This window comes from Opitutus sp. sgz309028, from assembly GCF_059821195.1.
In genome coordinates, this window is the sequence record NZ_JCAMRR010000003.1 from 295,963 (window position 1) to 315,560 (window position 19,598).

Annotated in this window: 12 protein-coding genes; 4 read left to right on the plus strand and 8 right to left on the minus strand. The window is 66.9% G+C overall.

What is annotated here, in order from left to right; all coding sequences use genetic code 11:
• The first annotated feature begins 37 nt into the window (after nucleotides 1–37).
• Together AC6RV7_RS13025 and AC6RV7_RS13030 are read left to right on the plus strand one after the other, a co-directional pair.
• Complete coding sequence (locus AC6RV7_RS13025; RefSeq protein ID WP_500094431.1) at nucleotides 38–928, plus strand: sugar phosphate isomerase/epimerase family protein; 891 nt, start codon at nucleotides 38–40, stop codon at nucleotides 926–928.
• A gap of 83 nt (nucleotides 929–1,011) precedes the next feature.
• A complete protein-coding gene (locus AC6RV7_RS13030; RefSeq protein WP_500094432.1) occupies nucleotides 1,012–3,573 on the plus strand; it encodes a TonB-dependent receptor in 2,562 nt (853 codons plus the stop codon).
• Nucleotides 3,574–3,583: 10 nt separating this feature from the next.
• Here AC6RV7_RS13030 and AC6RV7_RS13035 read toward each other — a convergent pair whose 3' ends face one another.
• The 8 genes from AC6RV7_RS13035 to AC6RV7_RS13070 all read right to left on the minus strand — a co-directional run bounded on the left by AC6RV7_RS13035 (nucleotide 3,584) and on the right by AC6RV7_RS13070 (nucleotide 14,850).
• The gene (locus tag AC6RV7_RS13035) at nucleotides 3,584–4,564 is read right to left on the minus strand and encodes a hypothetical protein (protein WP_500094433.1); all 981 of its coding nucleotides are present in this window, start codon (nucleotides 4,562–4,564) and stop codon (nucleotides 3,584–3,586) included.
• 72 nt (nucleotides 4,565–4,636) lie between these two features.
• Nucleotides 4,637–7,249 (minus strand): hypothetical protein, encoded by a 2,613-nt coding sequence (locus AC6RV7_RS13040; RefSeq protein WP_500094434.1) that lies wholly within the window; start codon nucleotides 7,247–7,249, stop codon nucleotides 4,637–4,639.
• A gap of 18 nt (nucleotides 7,250–7,267) precedes the next feature.
• Nucleotides 7,268–9,055 (minus strand): exo-alpha-sialidase, encoded by a 1,788-nt coding sequence (locus AC6RV7_RS13045; RefSeq protein ID WP_500094435.1) that lies wholly within the window; start codon nucleotides 9,053–9,055, stop codon nucleotides 7,268–7,270.
• A complete protein-coding gene (gene pdxA / locus AC6RV7_RS13050; RefSeq protein WP_500094436.1) occupies nucleotides 9,052–10,065 on the minus strand; it encodes a 4-hydroxythreonine-4-phosphate dehydrogenase PdxA in 1,014 nt (337 codons plus the stop codon). Before pdxA ends, AC6RV7_RS13045 begins: the two co-directional genes overlap by 4 nt.
• Nucleotide 10,066: 1 nt before the next feature.
• On the minus strand, nucleotides 10,067–11,221 hold the full coding sequence (locus AC6RV7_RS13055; protein ID WP_500094437.1) for a four-carbon acid sugar kinase family protein: 1,155 nt from the start codon (nucleotides 11,219–11,221) through the stop codon (nucleotides 10,067–10,069).
• An 8-nt stretch (nucleotides 11,222–11,229) separates the two neighbouring features.
• Nucleotides 11,230–12,129 (minus strand): dihydrodipicolinate synthase family protein, encoded by a 900-nt coding sequence (locus tag AC6RV7_RS13060; RefSeq protein WP_500094438.1) that lies wholly within the window; start codon nucleotides 12,127–12,129, stop codon nucleotides 11,230–11,232.
• Nucleotide 12,130: 1 nt separating this feature from the next.
• Entirely contained in the window at nucleotides 12,131–13,291 is a 1,161-nt protein-coding gene (locus AC6RV7_RS13065) for an iron-containing alcohol dehydrogenase (RefSeq protein WP_500094439.1), read from the minus strand.
• 26 nt (nucleotides 13,292–13,317) lie between these two features.
• On the minus strand, nucleotides 13,318–14,850 hold the full coding sequence (locus AC6RV7_RS13070) for a sodium:solute symporter family transporter (RefSeq protein WP_500094440.1): 1,533 nt from the start codon (nucleotides 14,848–14,850) through the stop codon (nucleotides 13,318–13,320).
• Nucleotides 14,851–15,298: 448 nt separating this feature from the next.
• Here AC6RV7_RS13070 and AC6RV7_RS13075 point away from each other — a divergent pair, with 448 nt between their 5' ends.
• Both AC6RV7_RS13075 and AC6RV7_RS13080 read left to right on the plus strand, forming a co-directional pair.
• On the plus strand, nucleotides 15,299–16,864 hold the full coding sequence (locus AC6RV7_RS13075; RefSeq protein ID WP_500094441.1) for an MGH1-like glycoside hydrolase domain-containing protein: 1,566 nt from the start codon (nucleotides 15,299–15,301) through the stop codon (nucleotides 16,862–16,864).
• Nucleotides 16,861–19,581 carry a DUF6298 domain-containing protein gene (locus AC6RV7_RS13080; RefSeq protein WP_500094442.1) on the plus strand — a complete coding sequence of 907 codons (2,721 nt, stop codon included), beginning with the start codon at nucleotides 16,861–16,863 and terminating at the stop codon, nucleotides 19,579–19,581. Before AC6RV7_RS13075 ends, AC6RV7_RS13080 begins: the two co-directional genes overlap by 4 nt.
• Nucleotides 19,582–19,598: the final 17 nt, after the last annotated feature.

The following is a 19,598-nucleotide window of genomic DNA, read 5'->3' on the forward strand; positions in this document are numbered from 1 at the left end:
GCGCAGACGTTTTTTGACCGATCAGACAGATTGGGGCATGCGATTTTCTTTTCTCCTTCGGATCGGGCTCGGCGTCGGTGTGTGCGCGGCGAGCGGGTTGATCGCGGCGGAGCGGAGTGAGGTGGCGCCGCTGGAGCGTTACGCGGTCGCGGTCTGCGACTGGATGATCCTGAAGCGCCAGAAGCTCGGCGCGTTTCAGCGCGCGGCGGACGTGGGCGCGGACGGCGTGGAGGTCGACATGGGCGGTTTGGGCAACCGGCCGACGTTCGACAGCAAGCTCGGGGATCAGGCGGTGCGGGAGCAGTTTCAGGCGGAAGCGAACAAACACGGCGTGAAAATCTGTTCGATCGCGATGTCGGCTTTTTACGCGCAGTCCTTCGCCGAGCGAGAAGGCGTGGAGCGGATGGTACAGGACGCGATCGACACCGCGCGGGCGCTTGGCGTGCGCGTGCTGTTCCTTCCGCTCGGAGTGCAGGGCGATCTGGTGAAGCATCCGGAGTTGCGGCCGCGGATCGTGGCGCGATTGCGAGCGGCGGGCAAGGCGGCGGCAGCCGCTGGCGTGGTGATCGGCGTCGAGACGGCGCTGGACGCGAAAGCGGAGGCGGCCTTGCTCGACGAGATCGGTTCGTCGGCCGTGAAGAGCTATTTCAATTTCTCGAACGCGTGGCAGAACGACCGCGATCTCCACGGGGAGCTGCGGACGCTCGGAAAAGACCGCATCGTGCAGATCCACGCGACGAATACGGACGGTCGCTGGCTGCAGCACGACCCGCAGGTGGATCTGCCCGCAGTGAAACGCACGCTCGACGAACTCGGCTGGAGCGGGTGGCTCGTGGTGGAGCGCTCCCGCGACGCGAGCCGGGCGACGGACGTGAAGTATAATTTCTCGGCGAATGTCGCCTATCTGAAGCGAGTTTTTCTGCCGTAGGGACGAGAAGGATACGAAGGCGGTGAAATCGGAGGAAAATTCTCGTAACGCCCGGCGGTTTTGCGCGTCGTGAGCCGCCCATCGTGATCCATCGCTTCCGCTTTCCTCTTTCGTTTTTTCTCTTCATCAGCAGCGCCGTCGTCCGGGCGCAAACGGACGTGCCGGCAGTTGCCGATCCGGGACCGGTGGTGAAGCTCGAGGAATACAAGGTGTCGGGCCAGCGCGTGAGCCTGACCGAGGTGGCGGGCGTCGAGCCGACCGATAGCTACGACGCGCGCGACATCGACGAGTCCGGTGCGTTCGACGTCGGCGAATTTCTGGAGCAGTTGCCGCCGAGTCCGCTGGGCAACGAGCAACTGGTGCTGATCGACGGCCAGCCGACCTACATGGATATCTCGAAGCTGCCGCCGGGCATGATCGAGGGCGTGGAAGTCTCGAATTACGGCTCGCTGCCGCAGCACGGCGCTTACGCGAACGGCCGCGTGATCAACATCCGGCTGAAGAAGAACTACCGCAGCGAAACGGTGGACACGATCTTTCGCGGGGCTTTCTCCGGCGGCGGCGAACAGGAAGGGCTCACGCTTTCGGGCGCCGTCACGCGGGGCAAATGGCGCGTCATCTACAGTCTTTCGTATCGGCGGCAGGAACCATTGCTCGCGTCCGAGCGCTCGTTCTCGCGCGAGCAGGATCACACGGCGCGCGGCGGGCGGGATTTGCGTTTGCAATGGGGCTACCCGGCGGTCGTGCAAGCGGCAGACGGTGCGCTCGCGGGCGTGACGGACGCGGCGGGGAATCCCACGGCGGTGACGCTGGTGCCGGCGGGACAGGATGGGCGTGGATTGACGCCGGGAAACTTTCTGGCGGCGGCGGTGGATCCGGCGACGGGCGTGGCGCTGGCGAGCGGGCAGCGGCGTTTCAACACGGCGGACTACGTGACGTTGATCGCGCCGGGTGAGGACTGGGGTTTCAATTTCAACGTCAGCCGGCCGCTGACGCCGGCCATCGAGGCGACGTTGTCGGGGACGTTGTCCAGCAAGGAAAACGAGCGGCGGACCGCACCGCCGGTGACGAAGATCGGCGATCGCGCGCTCGTGCCGGGCGCGCTGAATCCCTTCGGCGAGGACCTGTGGATCGGCATGGTGCATCCCGGATTTGGGTCCGTGCGACAGGAGACGGATCGGCAGCGCGCGGAGATCGGGGCCAATTTCAGCGGGCATCTCTCGGATACCTGGCAGTGGAAGGCGAATGTCGGTACGCGCTGGAATCTCACGGGCCAAACGACGCACGATTTCGACCAGGACAAGTTTCGCGCCGCGTTGATGGCTGCGGATCCAGCGGTGCGGTTCAATCCCTTCGGCGACGATCCGCGCAACGCCGACATCTATCCCACGCTCGCGATCGACCGGAAAAGCGAGGCCGAATCGTGGCGTCACGAGCTTGAGGCGACCGCGAGTGGGGATCTCTGGACGCTGGCGGGCGGACCGATGCGACTCGTGACGCGCGGGAGCTACGAGAATCAGCTGGAAACGCGCGCTTACGAAAACGCCGAGAAGCTTTCTGCGCGCGACAGCCGGCGCGACGAGGATTCGTATCGGCTCGGCGCCAATCTGAAGCTGCCGTGGGTTGGCACCGCGAATGCGCGCCCGGCGCTGCAGCGCTGGGAGACGGAGCTCAGCACGCGGTATTCGCGCCGGAGTGGAGCGGAAGGCGCCTGGACGCAGCGCGCCGGCATGGTGTGGTCGCCGGTGCAAGGGCTGCTGTTTCAGACCAAATATTCGGTGTCGCGGCGGGCGCCGGTGCACTACGTCGCGGACTTGCAGCCGTTGAGCGGCGAGACCTTCGTCGATCCGCGGCGCGAGCCGGCCACGGCGTCCGACGTCGAGTTGATCGCGCGGGATTTCGAGGGCACGACACGCGGTCGAAACGAGCAGTTCACGATCGGCGCGACCGTCGAGCCGGCGGCGATCAAGGGGCTGCAGTTTTCGCTCACCTACGACGAGCAGGTGCGGCGCGGGTTGTTGAGCGACGAGTTCGAACCGCAGGATCTGATCAATAACGAGCTGGCCTTTCCGGGTCGTGTCGTGCGCGGAGCGCCGTCGGCGGACGATCTCCTGCGTGGGCAACCCGGGCCGATCGTGCGGATCGACACGACCCCGACCGATCGGGCGGAGCAGGAGGCGAGCGGGCTCGCGTTCTCGCTGCGCTACCAGCGCCGAACCGAGACGCTGGGCAACTTCCGCCTCACCACGTCGGTGCGGCATCCGCTGACGCGACGCTACGAGGTGGTCCCCGGCGTGCCCTTTGTGTTCGAGAGCGCCAACGAGGCCAATCCGCCGGACTGGACGGTGCGCACGCAGCTGTCGTGGAATTGGGAAAGCTGGCACGTGTCGACGAGCGCGCGTTTCGTCGACGAGATTCCGCAGGGCGAGTTGACGCAGCCGGCGACGACCGACCTCGACGTGCGGATCGGATACCGGTTCCGGCGGCCTGTATTTAAGAAATGGGGACAAGACCTGCGGGTGACCGCGGGTTTCGGCAACCTGCTCGAAGGCGCGCCGCCGTATGCGGACACGCTCAACGGATTCCGGCGCGGTTCGCCGCTGGGGCGGACGTATTCGCTGACGATCCGCGTGCCGCTGGGGTGACGGCCGGAGGTCAGCGCTGGCAATACCAGCGCAGCACGCGCAACGCGCGCAGGGTGTTCCACCGGCTCGGCTGGCCCACGGACTCCTCGAGTTCGACCGGCATGGTGCCGGGATGCCGGGTGTCGAGCGGCCAGCGTCCGGCGGCATCGCATTTCGAAACGAGCACGGCGATCGCGTCGGCCACGCGATCGTCGGGTGGACATCCGGCCCGACGCAGATAATCGAGCGCGCGCAGGAGGTCGTAGTGCCACCAGGTGGGAAACGCGAACTGGGTCCAGTCGGCGCCGCCCTTCCGATCGCGATGAATGACGGCGCCGTTCGAAAGACGGCGAAACAAACGGCGCGCCAGCAGATAATCCTGTCCGCGGAGGCGAGCCTGCGTGACGACGGGAGCGGGCGTGATGCGTTCGTAGTCAAGGAGCGCCTCGAGGACGCAAAGGGTGGTGTTGAAGGAGGAGCGGGCGGAGCGGTCCGGGGCGTCGCAGTTCCAGCCGCCGTCGGGAAGCTGTTCCGCGAGAAGACGGCGAATGATGGAGTCCACTTCCTGGGCGAAATAGGCTCCGGCCGCGGCGACTTGGCCGTTGATGCAGGGTTCCAGTTCGCCGGCGAAAAATGGATTGGCGGCGCATTCGTCGGGACCGCAGCCACGCCAGGTCACACCCGCACGCACGCGCTGCAAAGCGCGCTGGGCTTCGGGCGCGTCGGGATCGAGTCCGAAGTCTCGCAGGAGCGTCAGCGCGTGCATGGTGGAATTCCAGCCGCGGTTCCATGCTGCGCCGCCCCAGGTTCCGTCCGCCTCCTGCTGGCTGAGGAGCCGGGCGCCGAAGCCCTCGCGAGCGATTCGGGCCCGCTCGCGCGCGACTTCCCGGGCTGGCGCGTCTGCGATATCTTGCAGCACCTGCCAGCGCACCGACGGATCCGAGTCGAGCAACCATTCCAGCGTCGCGGACGCGGGCGGAAAGAATGACCGGTTTGTCAACGCGCGCGTCATCGGTGAGCGAGCCACCTTCTCGGTCGAAATCAAGGTGGCGTCGAGCGATTACGCCGTGCGGCGGAAGGGAGCTTATTTTACGATACCAAGGATCAGGTAGGTGCCGGTGCCGCGGACTTCGAGCGTGCTGCGGCCCGCGGGATAGGTGAAGGCGTGGACGTTGAGCGGTGGAAGACCTTCGACTCGGGCGGCGTCGAGCAGGAGCGGTTCGGCGCCGCCGCGCTCGGCAGCGGAGGCATCGGTCTCGAGCGTCGGTGGCTGGCGCCACTCCGGAGCGCGATCATCGAAATAGCCGATGAGCACGCGGACGGGCGTGGTCGTTTCGATCTCGATCGGCGGGAGTTTGCCGTCCCGGACGGCGGCGCGGGAGAACTTGATGCCTTGCAATCCCTCGAGCTCGGGCGCGACGGCGGTGAAGGTGGCGTCGGAGTCGGCGAACGCGGTGTTGCCGACCTGTACGGTGAAGGTTTCCAAGCCTGGTGTGAGGAGCTTGAACGTAACGAGGGGAAGCGGGGCGTGCGTGCGCGTCGCGGCGGAAGGATCCTTCAACGCGCTCACCTGCGCGCGGAAATTCGCGAGCTCCTGCTCGTAGACCGGCAGGAGCTGCCTCCAATGATAATTCGCCGGTTCGCGGCCGTGTCCACCGGGCAGCGGAATGCGGCGCTGGCTGGTCTGCATGGAATTCGCCGCGCGATAGGCGTCCCCGGCCAGGCGGGTGAGCGTGCGATAGTGCTCGAGGCTGTCGGCCAGCAACGTCTCGGCGCGCTCCATGTGCGCGATGTCATGAGAATGCTGATACCGAAGCACCTCGAGCGCGGCGGAAGCTTTGGCGCCGTAGCTGAGCGACATCGCACGGATGGAGTGCACGTCGTTGCGGAGCCGGCTGAACTCGGCGCGGCGGCGGGTGACGAGCGGGGCGGCGGCGTCGATGGCCGCCACGGCGCGCGCGGAAAACGCGTCGATTTCACCGACGATCTGCGGCGGCGTCTCGCCGGTGTGCGGCTCGCCCCGCGCCTCGCGTTCGGCAAACTCGCGCAGACGCTCGCCGGGCGGCGACTGCGATTCCCAGAGCTCGGGAAACTCGCGGTATTTGGCCGGGTTGACGAGTTGGTCGAGCGTCATGCCGAGCGACATCGTCTGCCGGTTGCCCTCGGTGATGCCGAAGCGGCGCAGGATCCGCGGCGCGCATTCGCCGGCGTCGTTGTAGGCGTCGAGGATGTGCGCGGCGGCGGCGGGGTTGCCGTAGTGCGTGGCGAGTCGGTCGATCCAGTAAGCGCGCTCGCCCGCGGAATCGCGGTCGGGATTCCATGCGTAGCGCGCCCAGGCCTCGAACCAGATCCAGTCCCGTTCCCACTGCTTGAGCGGCGGCGACGCGACGTCCGGAGAAACCGGCCAGTCCCAGTAAAAGAGCGGATAGAGATGCAGGCCGCGGGCGCCGAGTCGGTCGCGCATGGCGAGGACGGATTTGCGGATGAACTCGGTCGCGCCGTAGCGGAACGGTTCGAGGTTCGCCAGAATGTGAACATTGGCGATGTGCGTCGAACCGACGCGGCTCATCGTGAGATGAAGTTGCCGGCGCACGCCGCGCGGCTCCCAGGTGGTGAGCGACTCGCCGTTGAATTTCGCCTCGGTGTAGAGGTTGTGATACACCTTCAACGCTTCGGGCATCACCTTCGTCGCGTCGGTGGCGTGGGTGCGAAGCACGACGGGCGGTTCGGTTTTCAAACCGGCGGCGGCCATGCCGTCTTTCACACCGGGAAGAATGACTTCGGTCATCCAGCGGGTTTGCGTCGCCTGCTCTTGCAGCGCCTCGCCGAGACAGGGCATGAGCCCGACGTTGGGAAACTCGCGGACGAACGCGGCGATGGATTTCCGCGTGTAGTCGGCGGCGAGGTCGTTCCAGGCGTGAAGCTGGGTCGAGAGACCGTGCTTCTCGGCGAGCGGCTTCGAAATCAGGATGCTGTAGAACTGCTGGACGAGCCAGATGCCGCGGCGATCGCACTCGGCGGCGAGCCAGCGAAACATCTCGACGTTGCGCGCGAAGGTTTCGGGCGAAACCTCGACGGCGTCGGGATAGTCGGGGAGGCGGACCAGCGAGGCGAACGGGTGCCCGTTCCACAGATACAACGTGTTCATCCGCAGATCGGCGAGCGTATCGAGGTAGTCGGTCCAGTAGGCGCGATCGTAGAAAAACGGAAACTCCTCGGGCGTGTAGGGATATTCGTAGACCTTTCGGCCGGGGAGATACTGCGTTTTTTGCAGGCCGATGCACGGGCCGCGGACGACGAACTGCGGGCGGTCGGCGAAACGAAAACCTTCTGGGAAGCGCTCGCCCTGCGAGAGACGTTGCGCGGTTTCGAGTGCGCCGTAGAGCGCGCCACTGTCGTCGGCGCCGACGATCGCGAGGCAGTTGCCCGCGAGGCCGAGGAGGACAAAGCTCTCGGGCGATTTGAGATCTCGGCCGAGGTCGCGCGCGGCGTCCCCCAGGAGCTCCGTGAGACCCGGATCCGCGCGTGTGCGCACGACGATACGCGACAGTGCGTCGTCGTCGCCATGGTTCAGGTTGCTCTGCAAACGCTCGGCCGCGTAACGAAGACGCGGGCTGGCGTGCGCAGGTAGATCGATGTCAGCGGCGGCGCCCAGCGCGAGCGTGCAACAGAACAGGGAGAAGAGTCGGAACAGCATGGCGGTGGGCGGAAGCGTTCACGGGAGCGGTGTGATGCTGACGTCGTCGATGAGAAAAACGGCGGCAGGCACCTTCGTGTCGGCGCCGGGCAGGTCGCGTCCGCCGTAACCGCGATCCCGATACACGCCGGTGCGGAGCGAGAGGCGTTCCACGGTTTGCACGGGGTCGGTGAAGATCGCGGGACGCGAGAGGGTGGTTTCGCCATCGAGCATCACGGCGCAGCGGTCGGCTTTGAGATTGGACGGAATCTCGAGCACAAGAGTCTGCCATCGATCGGCGACATATTCAGCGGCTTTCCACCACTGACCTTCGTGGCACGCCCAGAGAAATCCGTCCTCGGCGAACGCGAGCCGGACCGGCCGCGCGCCATGGGCATCGAGCAGGTCGATCTCGAGCCGCGCGTTCGTCTGACGCGGCCGCACGCGCAGGGAAATTTTCACCCCATGCGTCGCGGGAAACACCCGCACGGCACGTGCGTAGTCATACGGATCCTCGTCGCGCAACTCCAGCGCATGGCCGGAATCGGCGGTGTCGACGACCCTCACGGGTGCCCACGCGGGCGAGTAGATGTTCCATTCGGACGGCAACATGCCGGGAGCGGCGGGCTCGAAATCGTCATGCACGGCGGTGTCGACGGTAGCGCGAATCGGTGTGGGCACGCGCGCGACCCAGATGTCTTCCTTGTTCACGCTGTAGGCGAGCCGGAAGGCGCGATCCGCGTCGGGCGGCGTGCCGTTGCCCTCGACGATGCCGCGAACGTATTGCGGTCCCAGGTTTTTGTAGGCACCGCCGAAGCGTTGGTCGGGCAGTTCGCCGTGAACGGCGAGCAGGTTCGAAAAATGCTCGCCGTCGTCGCTCAGCGTCAGCGCGAGCGGATGACGCAGCCGGTTCGTGGGATTGAAGACGAGCGCGTAGCGGCCCTCGCTCGTGCGCTGGAGCCAGTATTTCGACGCGTTGTTGGGCAGGTTCGCGGCGAACTCCTTGGTGGTCCAGGTGTGGCCGCGGTCGGCGGTCGTCGCGACGAGCGCGTTTTTCCAGATGCCAAGCGTGCTGCCGTCGGGCCGAGTGATAAACGAGAGCGCCTTGCCTTTCACCGCGTAGAAGCCGCGGTCGTCGCGCTGGTCCTCCTCCCACCACTGTGCGGTCATGAGTTTGTCGACGAGCAGCGCCTCGCAGGCGGCAACGAACTCCCGGTCGGGCGAGGCGGTGTAAAGCGGATAAGGGTGCTGAAAATTCGGATACGGCTGCGGGGTATTCAGCCGGATGAAATAGATGGGGCCGAACGTGCCGTCGGCGCGGATCTCGCGCACCACGCGTCCGATGCCGGTGCCGTCGTTGGGCGTCGGCGGCTGGCCGTGAAAGGCCAGCGCGAGCAGCCGGTTGTTCGGTGCGACGTAAAACCCCATCCGCTGATGCGTGATCGAGCGGACGTCGCCCGGAAGCTCGATCGCCGGAAAGATCAGTCGCGGTGTCGTCCAGTTGATCGCGTCGGTCGACGTGGTCAGCGAGGTATCTGTCGGGCTGTCGTGCTCGTTGATCGGTGCGCTGAGGTATTCGAGATAAAACGTTCCGCGCCACCACGCGAGCATCGGCTGGTGAACGTAGGTGTGGTTTAGTCCGTCGGCGTGAACCGCGGCGGTGCGGTTGGAGCGGAAAACCTGAATAGTGTGCACGCCGACGACTGGGCGCAGACCGCCATCGGCCGCGGTGGTCGCGGTGTCATGGCCAACGTAGCTGAGCGGCGGTGCGCCCCACGCGAGCGCGGCGGTGGCGAGTAGGGGCGGAAACAAGGTCGACGTTTTCATGAAGCGACGGGTTCGGACTTCCGCCCCGCGAGCGCGGCGGCGAGTTTCAACGCCTCGATCAGGCTGCGCGGATCGCCGCGGCCGGTGCCGGCGTTGGCAAAGTCGGTGCCATGCTCCACGGAGGTGCGGACGATCGGCAGACCGAGGGTCACGTTCACACCGCGCCAGATGCCGAGCATCTTCGCGGCGACGTGGCCTTGATCGTGATACATCGCGACGGCCGCATCGAATTCGCCCTGCGCGGCGCGGTAGAAGATCGTGTCGCCGGCAAACGGTCCGTGCACATCGAGCCCGGCGGCGCGCGCCTGCGCGACTGCGGGCGCGATGAAACGGATTTCTTCACGGCCGAAAATTCCGCCTTCGCCGGCGTGGGGATTCAGGCCGGCGACCGCGAGGCGGGGGTGTTCGATGCCGAGCGCGCGAACGGCGGCGTGCGTGAGTTGGAGCACCTTCAGGATGCGCGCGGGCCGCACGCGGTCGATGGCTTCGCGCAGGGAAACGTGCGTTGACACGTGGCTGACGCGCAGCCGGTCGGCGACGAGCATCATCGTCGCTCCTGGGGCGCCGCAAAGATGCGCCAGCAAACCGGTGTGTCCGTCGAACAGATGCCCTGCGGCGTGCAGCGCGGCCTTGTTGATCGCGGAGGTGACGATCGCGTCGACGCGTCGTGCCAGCGCGAGTTCGGTCGCGGTGCGAATTGCATCGTAGGAGGCCTGGCCGCACATCGCGTCAACCGCGCCCAGCCTGAAACGGAAGAAATCTACGTTCTGCAGGTCCAGCACGGTCACGGTGGCGGGATCGAAACGCGCCTCGTCGACAGTCGGCACGGCGTCGATGCGCAGGACGGTGCCGGTGTAGCGCTGCGCCCGCTCGAGCGTGACCGCATCGCCGACGACGAGCACGCGCGCCAGACTGCGCACGGCCGGATCGGCGAGCGCTTTCAGGATCAGCTCCGGACCGGTGCCGGCCGGATCGCCGAGCGTGAGGGCGAGGATCGGCGCGCCGGTCATGTCAGGCGGCGACGGGTTGCTCGAAGTGGCTCACCAGGCCCGGCGGCCAACGGTAACTGCCGGGTTTGAGGGTGACGACGCAGTTTGCGTGGCCAACCGGTTTGAGTGTCACGACGCCGGGCCCCCAGACATGCAGCACTTCCAGCCGCGTCCAGCCCAGCGTGTCCAGCACACAAGCGGCGGTCGCGCCGCCGGCGACGATGAGATGTTCGCAGGCGCCCGTGGCGAGCAGGCGGCGCGCGAGCGACGCGAACGTGCGCGTGATCGTGGCCGGCGTGCCGCCGCTGCGCACCAATGGGCCGGACATGACTACGGATGTGGCGCCGGCGGTGCGCAGATTCGGTTGCACGAGGCCGGCGAGCTTGGCGACCGAGGGGACGGAGCGCGCGCGCACGGACACGATCGGACCGGACAATGGCGTGATCGGATCGGGCGGCGTGGCGGTGCCGCTCAAGAGGAGCACGGAGCGCGCTGAGATCTCGCGTGACGGCACCGCGGCGCGACCCGCGCGTTGATGCACGAGCCACATGCGGAAAAAATCCGCGCCGCCGGCGGGCAGGGTTTCGTCGTCGACCTGTGAGGCCCAGAGATCGACGTGCGCCGGACTGCGGGCTTCGCCGACGACGACGCCTTCGTCCGGCGCTCGATTGGCCGGATGGCAGCAGACCGCGTCTGGCGGCCGGCGGCCGTCGCCGAGGAGTTTGAGCACGTCCGAGGTGCGCCGCGGGTGATGCGGATCGCGGGCAAAACCGGTCCGATGCAGCGGCGTGCTGGCGATAAGATACCGGCCCTCGTCGATGATGCGCCCGAGGGACGGGTTGCACGGCACCAGCAGCGTGCGGCGCAATTTCAGGGCGTCGACCATCGCATGGATCTCCGCGAGGACGTTGCCGCGCAGGACGGAATCGACCTTCTTGAAGAAGCCGGCGTTGGGGCGGCGGTTGAGTTGACGTGCGAGGGCTTGCACGCGTCGCGCGGCCGTCACAGGCGCGAGCAGGCGGGTGTCGGTGTCGCACACGATCACGTCGGCGTTCAACGGCCCATCGGGCGGCGTGGTGAGCACGAGGGCGCGAAGCCCGGCCTGATGGGCGATGGCGGCGATCTCGGCGGCTCCGGTGAGATCGTCGGCGAGAACAATGAACGGTCGGCGGCGCATGACAGAAATCAGGAAAGTTGGCTGAGTTGTTCGTGAACCTGGCGCTGTTCGGCGGCGGCGAGCGCAGCCAGCGGCGGGAGCATATGCGGCGCGCAAATGCCAAGGCGCGACACGCCCGCCTTCAACGCCGCGAGCGATGACCCGAGGGCGCGCCCGTTTTGAAATACGGCACCGAGTGCGAGCGCGCGCGTCTGCAGTGTCTCGGCGCGATTCCAATCGCCGACTTTTGCGGCGGCGTGCAAATCCCGCCAGAGCGCGGGCGCGTAGTTGCCGGAGCTGGGCACGATGCCGTGAAAGCCCAGCTTCAACGCCGGCACGGCGTGCGCCGCAACGCCCATGAAGAGCGCGAAATCGCCGCGTCCGCCGAAACGCTGCGCCACGGCTTCGCGGCGTCCGGCGGTTGGCTCGGAGTCCTTCATGCCTACGATCGACGGATGGCGCGCGAGTGCGTCGATCGCGTCGAGCGGCAGCGACATTCCGGTCGTGGCAGGCATGTTGTAGAGGTAGAGCGCGCCACCAACCCGGTCGGCGAGAAGCGCAAAGTAGCGCTGCATCTCCGCGGGCTCGAGTTTGAAGTAATTTGGCAACATGCCGACGAGCGCGTCGGCGCCTTGAGCGAGATGGCGGCGGCCGAGCGCGACGGCTTCGTCGAGCGAGTTGTGCGCGATGCAGGCAAACACCGGCACGCGTTTCGCGGCGATACGCACCGCGATTTCCACATAGCGTTCGCGCAACGCGGACGGCAGCGAAGCGACTTCGCCGGTCGTGCCGGCCACGAGCAAACCGCAACCGGCGCCGGCCACGTGCCCGACCAGGCGCTCGGCGGCGGGTTCGTCGAGTTGGCCCTCGGCGGTGACAGGGGTGATCAGCGGGACAATGATCCCCGCGGGCGAGAGGAAGGCGGACATGTCAGAAAGCGGCTTCGTAGATGTGCAGCGCGTCGGCGAGAGTCACAGGGCGCGGGTTGGCTTTGAGCAAACGCGTGACTTGGAGGCCCGCCTCGGCGAGTCGCGGGAGGGCGTCGCGCGCGATGCCGTGCGCGCCGAGCCCCTGCGGAATCGCGCACGCCCGGAGCAGCCCGCGGAGACGATCGGGCAATTGGCGCGCGGTAGTGATGTCGTCGTTGTCTCCGGGGGCGCCGAGCGCGCGGGCCAGGGCCGCGTGACGTTCCGGCAACGCCTCGCAATTGAACGCAACCACGTGCGGCAGCATCAGCGCAATCGAGAGGGCGTGCGGCAGGTGATGCTCGCCGGCGAGCGGATAGGCGAGCGCGTGCACGCCGTTGGTATTCACGGGACCAAGACACAATCCGCCGTAAAAACTTCCGAGCATCACCGCACTGCGCGCGGAGAGATCTCCGCCGTCGGCGACCGCGGCGGCGAGATGGCGGGCGATCAGCCGGACGCCTTCAAGCGCGTAGACATCCACCAGCGGATGCGCCGCGAGGCTCGCGTAAGCCTCGAGGCAGTGTGACAGCGCATCGATGCCGGTCAGCCCGGTGAGCGCCGCGGGCAGCGAAACGGTCAGCTCCGGATCCAGCACCGCCGCGTCCGGCACGAGTGAGGGACCGATCACGGCTTTTTTGGTCTGCGACGTTTCGTCGAACAAAAGCGCGTTCGGGGAGGCTTCGCTGCCGGTGCCCGCGGTCGTCGGAACGCACACCAAGCTGACACGGCGTGGGGGCAGTCGACCCGAGCCGAAGAACGGCGCGATCTGGTCCGCGATCGGCGCGAGCGCGGCGACGAGCTTGGCCGCGTCGAGCACGCTGCCGCCGCCGAGCCCGACCACCAGATCGGGCCCAACCGTCCGGGCGCGACGCAGCAGCTCTTCGCAGGAGGAAACGGTGGGCTCGGCGGGCGGCTCCACGAACACCGCCGCTTTAACCCCCGCCGCCGCGAGCGCGAGCTGGGCGCGCTCGGCGTGCGCATGCACGGCGGCGGTGGTGACGATCAACGCCTGCTGTTTCCCGGCGGTGAGGCCGGCGAGCGCGCGCTCCAGACAGCCGGCCCCAAACTCCACCCGCGGCGGAGTCAGGAGGGTGACCGGAGGAAACGACGCGGGCGGTGTCATCGCAGGGCTTTTTAGAGTGTCATCCATTATATGACACTCTGGATGGGCCGGGAGAGGCGGTTGCGGCGGAAGGTGAGTTGGTCGACGTCGGGCGGGATGTAGCCGCCGAGCAGGCGGCTGGCGGCGTAGCCGACGACGAAAACGATCACGTGGCCGAGCAGGCCGATGAGGATCGGGTTGAGCGGAAAATTGAAACCCAGGTCGAGCAGGCGCCGGCTCGGCTCCGTCAATGTGCCCCAGGTGGTGAAGATCACGCAGGCGGCCAGACCGATGTAGCAGCCCTCGCGGGTGGCACGCCGCGTCAGGAAGCCGAGGAAAAAGAGTCCGAGCATGCCGCCGGAGAGGATCGCGGCGACCGTCACCGCGCGTTCCATGATGGTCGCGGCGCCGCCGCGCGGCGCCATCAGCAGCGCGACGCCGATCGCGAGCGCTCCGGCGACGGCCACGGCGATGCGGCCGCAAACGAGCCGCAGACGATCGCTCAGGCCTGGGCGAAAATGGCCGACGAGATCGGCCGTAATGGCCGTGCCGATACTGTTCAGATCGGGGCTGATCGACGACATCGAGGCAGCGAGGATGGCGGCAAGCATCAGACCGATGATGCCCGTCGGCAGGTGGTGAATGATGAAATGCGGCACGACCTCGTCGCTGACTGCCGGCGGAGTGGCGCCGCTCGCCACGTAGTAACCGTAGAGGCAGGCGCCGATGAGCATGAACGTGAGCCACACCGGGACGCAGAGCAGGCCGTTCCACAACGCCCCGCGACTCGCGTCGGCGTCGGAGCGCGCGATCAGATAGCGTTGCACCATGTGCTGGTCGGCAATGTAGCGCCGTGCCCAGTTGGCTGCGTAGGCGAGGATCAACAGCCACTGCGTCGTGACCGCGGGATCGAAGAACGCGCGCAGATCGAAATCGAAATTGCCGAGCGAGAACTTGCCGGCATTCCACGCGGAGACGACCGCCGCGCCCGGCGGACCGCATTCGGGAGCAAACACCAGCCGGCCGACGATCAGCACGGCGGCCCCGACGAAGATCGCGCCCTGGATCACGCTCGTCCAGACCACCGCCTGCATCCCGCCGGCGACCGTGTAGGCGATCGTGAACGCGGCCATCCACAGGATCACCGACGGCATGTCCCAGCCGGTCATCACGCAGATCGGCACCGCGGTCGTGAGCAGGGTCACGCCCACGTCGAACAGCCGGTCGGCGATGAAACAGCTCGACGCATACAGCCGTCCGCCGACGCCAAAACGCGCGCCGAGGTATTCATACGCGCTCATGCCGACGGCGTGCCGATAGAACGGCACGATCACGCGGGCGACAAAGACGAGCACCACGGGAAGCGTGAGGCTGCCGAGCAGCAGGATGAGACCGCTTTGATACGCCGTCGCCGGGTGACCCACGAGCGTGTTGCTGCTGATCAACGCCGCCATCATCGCCATCGCCACGGCCCACGCGGGCAGCGAACGGTTGGCAATAAAATAGGACGCTGCCGTCTGCTTTCGTCGCGAGAAGATCAGCGCGATGACAGCGACCGCCAGCGCGTAGAGAGCGATCACAAGATAATCTGGGAAACGAAGCGTCACCGGAGGGGAAAAGCGCGGCCACGAGGCCGTTCTGCGCAAAGGCAGATGCGCGGTTGCAGGGCTTGGCAACTGCGGAATCCATTCCGTTCGGACGCGCGAAAAAAAGTGGAGCGGGAAACGAAGCCGTCGTCGCGGGCGCGCAGCGAACACTCGCGAGAGTTTCATTAGTCATTAGTCCTAAGATACAAAGGAAGGCCGCAGCGAGGATCGGGTGACGTTACGCCACCGCCCTTCGCGCACACGTAGCCGGGACGGTTGTTATAATCCGAAAAGAAATATTGTTTCAGCGGGCAGAACTTCAGCGGCAGTGCGGTAGGATCGACGGTTTAGTGCCGTCGCTCGTTTCTGCGGGCTCGCGTGAGCTGAGCGGGCGAACACCTTCGGTGCCGCCTCGTCGTCTGAAATGTTTCCCCTTCGCCCCATGCCCCTCGCTTCGTTTCGTCGCCGCGCTTGTGCCGCACTTTTCTGGTTTGCGCTTGCGAGCGGCGCGGGGGCGGCCGCGGCGGAGGGCGCCGACGCGCCGCGTCGTCTCGTTCCGGCCAGCGTGGGCGAGCAGCACGTGGCGCGCTTCAACGCGATGGAGGACGAAGGCGTGGTGAACGCGGTCCCGAACGCGCAGGCGGCCGGGTGGCTGGAGGCAAACGTGCCGCGCTTTGTCTGTGCCGACGCCGAGGTGGAGGAGATTTACTGGTTTCGCTGGTGGTCGCTGCGGAAGCATCTGAAGCGCGATCCGGCGAGCGGCTGCTGGACGTTCACCGAATTCATTACCAAACCGCGGCCGGTGAGCAGCGCGCTCGGACATCACCTGATGGAGCTGCGCTGGCTGCGGACGCAGGACTACGCCGACGATTACGTGACGTATTGGTTGCGTGGACACTACGGCGGGCCGCAGTCGCATCTCCACAAATATTCGCAGTGGCTCGCGTATGCGCTCTGGCAGCGCTGGCTGGTGACGCAGGACACGTCACGGCTGGTCGGACGACTCGACGATCTCGTGGCCGACTATCGCCGCTGGGAGGCGGAGCGACGGCGGCCCGACGGCCTCTTCTGGCAGCACGACGTGTGGGACGCGATGGAGGAATCGATCAGCGGCGGCCGGAAGGTGAAGAACGTGCGCCCGACGATCAGCAGCTACATGTATGGCAACGCGCTCGCGATCGCGGCGATCGCGCGGCTGGCGGGGCGCGACGACCTCGCGCAGGCGTTTGCCGCCGATGCCGAAAAGCTGCGTCACCTGGTCGTGGATACGCTGTGGGACCCGGAGCGGACGTTCTTCACGTCGCGCACCGAGACGCTCGAGCGCATTCCCGTGCGCGAGCAGATCGGGTTCATCCCGTGGTATTTCGGGTTGCCGCCACAGGGACGCGGTTACGAGGAAGCATGGCGGCAGTTGACGGACGAGGAGGGCTTCAAGGCGCCGTTCGGGATCACGACGGCGGAGCGCCGCGATCCTACGTTTCGCACGCGCGGGATCCGCACCTGCGAATGGGACGGCGCGGTGTGGCCGTTTGCGACGTCGCAGACGCTGACGGCGCTCGCGCGCGTGGTGCGCGACTATCCGCAGGACGCGGTGACGAAGCAGGATTACTTTGACGCGTTCATGACGTATGTGCGCGCGCAACGCTATGGCGGACGACCCTACATCGGCGAGTATCTCGACGAGAAAACGGGCGAGTGGATCATGGGCCCGAATCCGCGGAGTCGCTTCTATCATCACTCGACGTTCGCCGATCTGCTGATCGATGGCGTGATCGGGCTGCGGCCCCGTGCGGGCGACGTGCTCGAGCTGGATCCGCTGCTGCCGGCGGACACGTGGGCGTGGTTTTGCCTGGAGAACATGCGCTATCATGACCACGACGTGACGATCGTGTGGGATCGCGACGGGCGCCGATTCGGTCGGGGTGCGGGCCTGAGCGTCTGGGTGGACGGCCACACGCTCGCGCGTTCGCCGCGCTGGGGGAAATTGACGGTGACGCTGCCGCGATGAGGTCGGCGTCGAAGATCCTAAACGCGGCGCGGGCGGCGGCGTTCGTCGGCTTGCTGGGGTTGACGGGAAATCTCTGCGCCCGGCAATCGCCGCCGCCGGTCACGGTGGGCGCCGACGGAACGCTGCAGTATGTGGCGGACGAACGTGGTAATCGCGTGCCGGATTTTTCGAGCGCGGGCTACCGCGGCGGTGGCGTGGCTTTGCCGGACGTGCCGGTGCGCGTGCAGGTGGCGCCGGCGGACGGCGACGACGGCGCGCGAATCCAGACGGCGATCGACTACGTTGCCGGATTACCGGCGGACCCAGAAGGACGGCGCGGCGCGGTGCAGTTGACCGCGGGGCGTTTCGAAATCGCGGGCGCGCTGCACATCGCGGCCAGCGGGGTGGTGTTGCGCGGTGCGGGCCAGGACGAGAACGGCACGGTGCTCGTCGCCACGGGGACGGGGCGACGAACGTTGGTCGAAATTGCGGGGACGTCGCTCGAACAAAATGCGCAGGGAACGACCAAGGTGCTCGACGACTATGTGCCCGTCGGGGCGAAACGCGTGCGCGTGACGGGCGCGGACAATTTCAAGATTGGCGACACGGTGGAAGTGGAACGTCCGAGTCCGGCGGCGTGGATCGAGGAAGTCGGGATGCACGAGGCGCCGGCGCGTCAGCCGTATCAGTGGCGGCCCGACACGGTGAACGTGATCTGGCATCGGCGGATCGTTGCGAAGGACGGAGCGACGCTGGAATTCGATGCGCCACTGACGACGGCGATCGAGGCGCGCTACGGCGGCGCCACGGTAGCGACATTTGCCGACGAGGGCTATCTGGCGGAATGCGGCGTGGAGAATCTGCGCTGCGAGTCGGAATTCGACGCCACCAATCCGCTCGACGAACAGCACGCGTGGAATGCGATCGCTCTGAGTGCGGTGCGCGACGCGTGGGTGAGCGATGTGACCGCGGTGGGTTTCGCGGGCTCGGCCGTGCAGGTGGCGGCAACGGCGGCGCGCGTGACGGTGCAGGATTGCGCGTCGCTCGCGCCGGTGTCGGAACTGGGTGGTTATCGCCGGCTGGCGTTTCACGCGCGCGGCGAGCAGGTGTTGTTGCTGCGGTGTCTGTCGGAAGCCGGGCGGAACGATTTCACCGTCGGCTATCTGACGGCGGGGCCGAATGTGTTTCTCGACTGTGTGGCGCGCGAGACGCATGGCTTCAGCGGCTCGCTCGGCAGCTGGGCGAGCGGCGTGTTGTTCGATACGGTGACGATCGACGGCGGCGCGCTGCGGCTGGATAATCTCGAAACGTTCAACCAGGGCGTGGGCTGGGCCGCGGCGAATTCCGTGATCTGGGGATCGTCGGCGGGGGTAATCGTGAATCGGCGTCCGCCAGGTGCGAACAACTGGGCGGTCGGCGTCTGGGCTCAGTTCGTTGGCGACGGCACCTGGAGTCAGGTCAATGAGTTCGCGCGACCTGCGTCGCTCTATCGCGCGCAGTTGCGCGAGCGGCTCGGCGATGACGCACTCGCCGCGCTCGCGCCCCGACGCTATCCGGCGGTGGCGACGGAAGCGCAGCTCGAAACCGTTGTATCCGGTTTTGGAGCACGTTTGGGCGGCCCGCAGCGTTCCACGGCGAATCTCGACGCGACGACGCTGCGGCTGCGCGACGGCGTGTTGACGATCGGCGACCGGCCGCTGCATGGGAAGCAGGCCGAGGTGGCGTGGTGGCGCGGGCGACTGGAGCCGGCGAGGGCGGACGAGATCGGGCCGGCGTTGACGCGGTGCGCGCCGGGGCGGAGCGGGACCGGGCTGACGGACGAGATCCCGGCGGTCGCGGAGCGCCTGGCGCAGCGCGGCGAGGTGCTGCTGCGGCAGCATTACGGGCTGTGGTATGACCGGCGGCGCGACGATCATCAGATGATCCGGCGGCCGGACGCGGAGGTGTGGCCGCCGTTCTTCGAGCAGCCGTTTGCGCGGAGCGGGCGCGGCCGCGCGTGGGACGGGTTGAGCCGTTACGACCTGACGCGCTACAATCCGTGGTATTTCGAGCGGCTGCGCGCGTTTGCGGGCGAAGCGCGTCGGCGCGGTCTGGTGCTCCTCAACGAAATGTATTTTCAACACAACATCATCGAGTCGGGCGCGCACTGGGTGGATTCGCCGTGGCGGCCGGTGAACAACATTAACGACACCGGTTTCACCGAGCCGCCGCCGTTCACGGGGGACACGATCAAGATGGCGACGGAGTTCTACGATGTGAACCATCCGGTTCGCCGCGCGCTGCACCGCGCTTACATCCGGCAATGTCTCTCGAATCTCGCGGACGAGCCCAACGTGATTCACACGCTCTCGGCGGAGAACAGCGGTCCGCGATCTTTCATGGAGTTCTGGCTCGACGTCGTGGCCGAGTGGGAGCGCGAAACCGGGCGCCGACCCCTCATCGCGCTCAGCGCGCCGAAAGACGTGCAGGATGCGGTGCTCGCGGATCCGCGGCGCGCGGCGATCGTCGACGTGATCGATCTCACGTATTGGTTTCGCACCGACAGCGGCCGGGAGTTTGCGCCGAACGGCGGACAGTCGCTGGCGCCGCGGCAGCATCTGCGCTTGTGGAAGGGCGGGCGTCCTTCCGCGGCGTCGATCGCCGCGATGGCGCGCGAGTATCGTGAGCGTTTCCCCGGCAAGGCCGTGATCAGCGGACTCCCGGAGGCGGACGACCTTCAGCCTGGTTTGGCGCCCTGAAACGGTTTCGATTTTTC